This window comes from Wohlfahrtiimonas larvae (genome assembly GCF_002006755.1).
Taxonomy (GTDB): domain Bacteria; phylum Pseudomonadota; class Gammaproteobacteria; order Cardiobacteriales; family Wohlfahrtiimonadaceae; genus Wohlfahrtiimonas; species Wohlfahrtiimonas larvae.
In genome coordinates this window covers 1-5239 of sequence record NZ_MVDO01000166.1, presented here as the reverse complement: position 1 = coordinate 5239, position 5239 = coordinate 1, and the positions used below count along the sequence as shown (strand labels likewise).

General features: G+C 36.2%; 5 protein-coding genes and 1 pseudogene. 1 reads left to right on the top strand and 5 read right to left on the bottom strand.

All coding sequences use genetic code 11. From position 1 onward, the window contains the following. On the bottom strand, positions 1–385 hold a 385-nt coding region (locus BZK14_RS09305; RefSeq protein ID WP_077926231.1), incomplete at its 3' end, for a DUF411 domain-containing protein. Positions 386–821: 436 nt separating this feature from the next. Beyond that, the gene (locus BZK14_RS09295; protein ID WP_171973688.1) at positions 822–1733 is read right to left on the bottom strand and encodes a LysR family transcriptional regulator; all 912 of its coding nucleotides are present in this window, start codon (positions 1731–1733) and stop codon (positions 822–824) included. A 104-nt stretch (positions 1734–1837) separates the two neighbouring features. Between BZK14_RS09295 and BZK14_RS09290 the strand changes: the two genes are divergently transcribed. Then, complete coding sequence (locus BZK14_RS09290; protein WP_077926228.1) at positions 1838–3013, top strand: MFS transporter; 1176 nt, start codon at positions 1838–1840, stop codon at positions 3011–3013. A gap of 54 nt (positions 3014–3067) precedes the next feature. On the opposite strand, the gene glnA is transcribed toward BZK14_RS09290, so the two are convergent. From glnA to BZK14_RS09275, 3 genes and pseudogenes are all read right to left on the bottom strand, one after another. Next, positions 3068–4477 (bottom strand): type I glutamate--ammonia ligase, encoded by a 1410-nt coding sequence (glnA, locus tag BZK14_RS09285; RefSeq protein ID WP_077926227.1) that lies wholly within the window; start codon positions 4475–4477, stop codon positions 3068–3070. Between the two features lie 74 nt (positions 4478–4551). Beyond that, complete coding sequence (locus BZK14_RS09280; protein WP_077926226.1) at positions 4552–4881, bottom strand: AzlD domain-containing protein; 330 nt, start codon at positions 4879–4881, stop codon at positions 4552–4554. After that, positions 4882–5239, bottom strand: a pseudogene (locus BZK14_RS09275) (AzlC family ABC transporter permease); the annotation flags it as partial.

The following is a 5239-nucleotide window of genomic DNA, read 5'->3' as shown; positions in this document are numbered from 1 at the left end:
GTCCCATGCCCGGTGAGTTATATGGCATGCCTGGTAATGCAATGCCTTTAATATCAGGCTGTTCTGCCCAAAGTTTTTTAATTGATGCTACGGGAACATGTCCTTCAATCACATATCCATCCATCACAATTGTATGACAACTAGCACCACGTAATGTGCCATATTGCTGTTTAATTTCTACGATGTTTGGGTGATCAATCATCGTAACTTTAAAGCCATTTTCCTTGAGATAATCTGCATGAGCTGTGCAACAGCCACAATTAGGATCTTTATATAAAGTCATTTCTGGCATGTTCTTTGGATCAGGTGTTGCGAAGCTTGGTGTAAACATTGCAACGGTTGCTGCAAGTGTTGATGCAATAATCTTATTTTTATGATTTAACATATTCAAACCTTATTCAAATATACGTATATAGAATGGGGAACCTAAACTACATATAATTTTTGATAGGAGGTTTGAGTTCAACCACTGTATAAATCTGTTGGACTCTCTGATCATCCATAACGAGCTTCGGGGAGTTTGGGAGAGAAAGCTCTTTATAAAAAAATGATTCAGAAATAACAGATGTAACTTCACAGTGTTGTGTACAGTTTGGGGAGGATTGTAGATGACAAGTCTCATCAAGGCAGGGGATTAACTGCATAGATACTTTGTGTTGGCCGGGATCATCTAAATTAATAGCAAATGTAGGCGAGAGAAAAATAGACCAACTGAATAGCAGGATAAATATGCTAATGATGTTTAATCTGAAAATTTTCATATCGACTATAATTGCCTTGTAGCTATCTAATCTTGAGAATATTTAGCATAGCATTATTTTTTAATGAAATAATATATTTACATCATATTTACAATGGTGCATTAATGCATCAATTAGTACTCGCACAGATGCTGATGCATATTTACGACTAGGATAAGCTAAGAGTAAATCAAGCGCAGCAGGTTGTTGATCTAGTTCAATGGCAATTAATTGCTGATGATCTAGCTCGCTTTGGCATGCTTGTTTAGCTAGGATTGCTAATCCTAAACCCTTCAGCGCTGCTTCTTTGGCAAGCATGCCACTATCAACACAGAATTTACCTGAGACATTGAGAATATCGTAACCGCCCTGTGCATTGCAAAATAGCCAAGGCTTCTGGTTAAGGATAGTTGATGTCGTAATACAAGGCACTTGCAACAATTGTTGGGTATTTTTAGGTGTTTGAATTTTTTTGAGTAACTTAGGTGAAGCCACAACAATACTTTCAAAAGAACAGACTTTTCTAATGATCATTGTACTATCACTTACTTCACCGCGATGAAAGAATAGGACGAGATCTGCATTATTGTGTAAATTTTCTAAACCTAAAAAATTGGTTTGAATTTTCATCTGTAGATCAGGATGTTTAAGGGCAAATTCAATCAAAGCCTCACCTAATAACATCGGGCCTGATTCATTAGGAATAGAAATAGATAGTTGACCGACTAATGTATTCTGCATAGCAGCTAATTGTGACTGTGCTTCATTAACACCATTGATTAGAGGTTTGGCTGATGTAAATAATACATCACCAAATTCTGTTAAACGCAATTGACGAGTACTTCGTATCAATAGCTGGCATTGCAATTGTTGTTCTAATTGAGTCACAGCTCGGCTAATATTAGACGATGGTATATTTAAAGTGCGTGATGCACCTATAAAGCTACCATGCTCAACCACAGCCACAAAAATCTTCAATGCATTTAAATTCATACAGTTCATTATCCTGTTTTTGATAAGAATAAAACCAAATATCGCTATCTAGTTATCATTATATGAATAAATTAGACTGAGTTTTTCTTTTTATTGGGTTGGTTGTGTTGATTCCTCAAAATAATAAAATAATCGTCATCGCTATGATTATCTTCATTGTGCAATTTGCGAATGCCTTGGAATATATGATGGTGAATCCTATCTTCCCTTTCATGGCTAGTGATTTACAAACTTCTGTGGGTTATGCAGGCTATGTTGCCAGTGCTTATACCGTTTCATCTGTCATCTCAGGGTTATTTAGCTTTGTATTTATTGATCGATTCAATAAGCACCGTATTTTATGGGGCTGCCTATTATTCATTGGCGCACTAACTTTAGCTGTACCTTTTTTACAGTCATTCAGCTATGTGTTAGTTATTCGATTAGTGACAGGACTATTTGGTGGTATTTCATTGGGTGTTGCGATGGCAGTATTGTTAGATACAACGCCTGAGAGTGCGAGAGGCAAAGTGATTGCCATTGTCTTGTCAGCTTTTCCTATGGTGAGCATTGTTGGCTTGCCATTGATGTTATGGGTCACTAATGCATTAAGTTGGCACATTACTTTTTATATTTTGGGGATGCTGTGCATCATCTGTGGTGGATTGGTTTATAGCTTTATCCCTAGCATGGAGCTAAATCTTGAGATTAAAAGTGCCCATGATTTGCTTAAAGGCTTAATAAATAAAAAAATCTTATTAGGTGCAGCATCAACAGGTTTATCCAATTTTGGTTCATTGATTTTGATTCCTTTATTAGTGCTAATTTTTATAGATATTTTGCATTTATCGACACAACATTTACCTTGGTTATTTTTTGTGGGTGGATTAGGTGCATTATTGGGGGCAAAATTTGCGAGTTGGGTGCATGATAAATTTTCCACCAAAACTCTAGCAGTATGGAGCACAATGATATTAATGCTCAGCATGGCGTATTTGTTTTTATTGATTGAAAATAGCTTATGGTTTGCTTATAGTTTTATGTTCAGCATGATGTTTGCAGCATATTTGAGATTAATTTTAATCTCGATTTGGACTGCAAGTATTCCCAAAGCAGAACAGAGAGGTGGATTCAACTCACTACAATCTGCTCTAAATAATCTATTTTCATCCATGGCATTTATGATTCCATCAATGTGGCTTGGCAGTGGAATATTGGATCAGAATGATTTACTGCCCATTTTATGTTTAGCAGTTATTGTTAATTTGATTGTATTGCCATGTTTAAAGGCAATCAAATAAAAAAGCGCCCAAATATATATTTAGACGCCTTTATGAATCATTTATCTAGGTGAACTAGATCGCGTAATATAACTCAAATTCTGCAGGATGTGGAATTAAATTTACACGTTCATGTTCTTTCATTTTTAAATTGATGTAAGCATCGATAAAATCATCATTGAATACATTGCCTTGCTTCAAGAATGCACGATCCGTATCCAAAGCATCTAAAGCTTCTTTCAAGCTGAAACATACTTGTGGAATGTCTTGTTGAACTTCTTTGGGTAAATCATATAGATCTTTATCCATTGCTTCACCTGGGTGAATTTTATTTTGGATGCCATCTAAACCAGCCATTAATAATGCTGTGAATGCTAAGTATGGATTCGCTGTTGAATCAGGGAAACGAACTTCAATACGACGTGCTTTAGGATTATTGATGAAAGGAATGCGAATAGACGCTGAACGATTTTTAGCTGAATAAGCTAGCATTACTGGCGCTTCGTAATGTGGTACTAAACGTTTGTAGCTATTAGTTGAAGGATTGGTAAATGCATTTAAAGCATGAGCATGTTTAATAATTCCACCAATAAAATACAGCGCAGTGTCTGATAAACCTGCATAATTTTCACCTGTGAATAGGTTTTTACCATCTTTCATCAACGAAATGTGAACGTGCATACCTGAGCCATTGTCACCATGAATTGGTTTCGGCATGAATGTCGCTGTTTTTCCATATTGATGCGCTGTATTTTTGATTGCATATTTTAACAATTGAGTTTCATCAGCTTTAGCAACTAGTGTATTGAATTTCACACCAATCTCACATTGACCAACTGCAACTTCATGATGATGAACTTCTGTAGGAATGCCCAAAGCTTCGATCATTTCACACATTTCAGAACGTAATTCATGTAAACGATCAATCGGTGCTAATGGAGAATATCCGCCTTTAACGCCACCACGATGTGCTAAGTTTTGTTCCATTTGGTCGCTGTTCCATGGTGCTTCTTCCACATCTACAACATAGCCAACATTACCCATTTGTGTGCTGTATGAGACGTTTTCAAAAACAAAAAATTCGTTTTCAGGGCCAAAAAATGCAGCATCTGCAATGCCTGTTGAAACTAAATAGTTTTGTGCCAATTTTGCAATTGAACGAGGATCACGTTGGTAATATTGTAAGGTTGAAGGTTCCACAATATCACAGTACAACATTAATGTTTTGCGATTATAGAAAGGATCGATGCGTGCAGTTTTAGGATCTGGCATCAAAATCATGTCTGAATCTTCTACACCTTTCCATCCTTGAAAACTTGAGCCATCGAACATTTTTCCTTCTTCGAAAACATCTTCGTCAACTTGATGTGCAGGAACAGTTAAATGATGCTCTAAACCTTTAAGATCTGTGAAGCGAAAATCGACATATTCGACAGATTCTTCAGCGATAAATTCTAGAACAGATGAAGCGGTAAACTCAGACATGGTGTGCATTCCTTTTAGATTGCGGAAAGAAATAATTGTAATCAAATTGTGCGGTTACGCCAAATTTTTTCCATTTATTGTAACAATATTAATAAACCATTCAGAGAGCCAATGCCAACTGCTAAGCTAATAAAAACATTGCGCCAACGAATGTACGATAATAAGACAAAGACAAGTGCTATAATTTCAGCGCTGAAACGTGTCATTGTAAATTGTTCTGTGAATAGGTTGAGACTAGCCATAATGAGAATGGTCATCACCGCCATTGGCAACGCAAAATTTAAAGCTAATAACCAGCGCTGTCTTAATAATCTTTGGGGAACTATTGTTGGAAAGGCTCTTAAAATTAGTGTAATCATGCCCATTAAAATAATACCAATCAATAACAATGGGGTCGATAACATTTACTCAGCTCTCTTAAAGGAAAAATAATGAATCATAATACCAATGATGGCAATGGTTAATGCTCCAATCAATAATATTTTTGGGAATAGCAAATAGGCAAACAGAAATGCAGGAATAGCAATTAGTGCAGGGAAGTAGACTTTCTTCTGTTGCCATTGCTCATACCATAAAATAACAAATAAGCAGGTTAAGGCAAATTCTAAGTTTGGAATCAGTTTTCCTAATTGATGCCCAGCCAAAACGCCTAAAATAGTACCGATTACCCAATATGAATGTACTAAGGTCGATATTTTTAGAAAAAGGGATTTTTGCTTCTCTTTCGGCAATGTTGTCATTAATGAGAATGCTTCATCGGTT

What these genes read in the sequence shown, in the direction of transcription:
- BZK14_RS09295 (WP_171973688.1), bottom strand. Translation starts at nt 1,733, where the DNA reads ATGAATTTAAATGCATTGAAGATTTTTGTGGCTGTGGTTGAGCATGGT.
- glnA (WP_077926227.1), bottom strand. Translation starts at nt 4,477, where the DNA reads ATGTCTGAGTTTACCGCTTCATCTGTTCTAGAATTTATCGCTGAAGAA.
- BZK14_RS09280 (WP_077926226.1), bottom strand. Translation starts at nt 4,881, where the DNA reads ATGTTATCGACCCCATTGTTATTGATTGGTATTATTTTAATGGGCATG.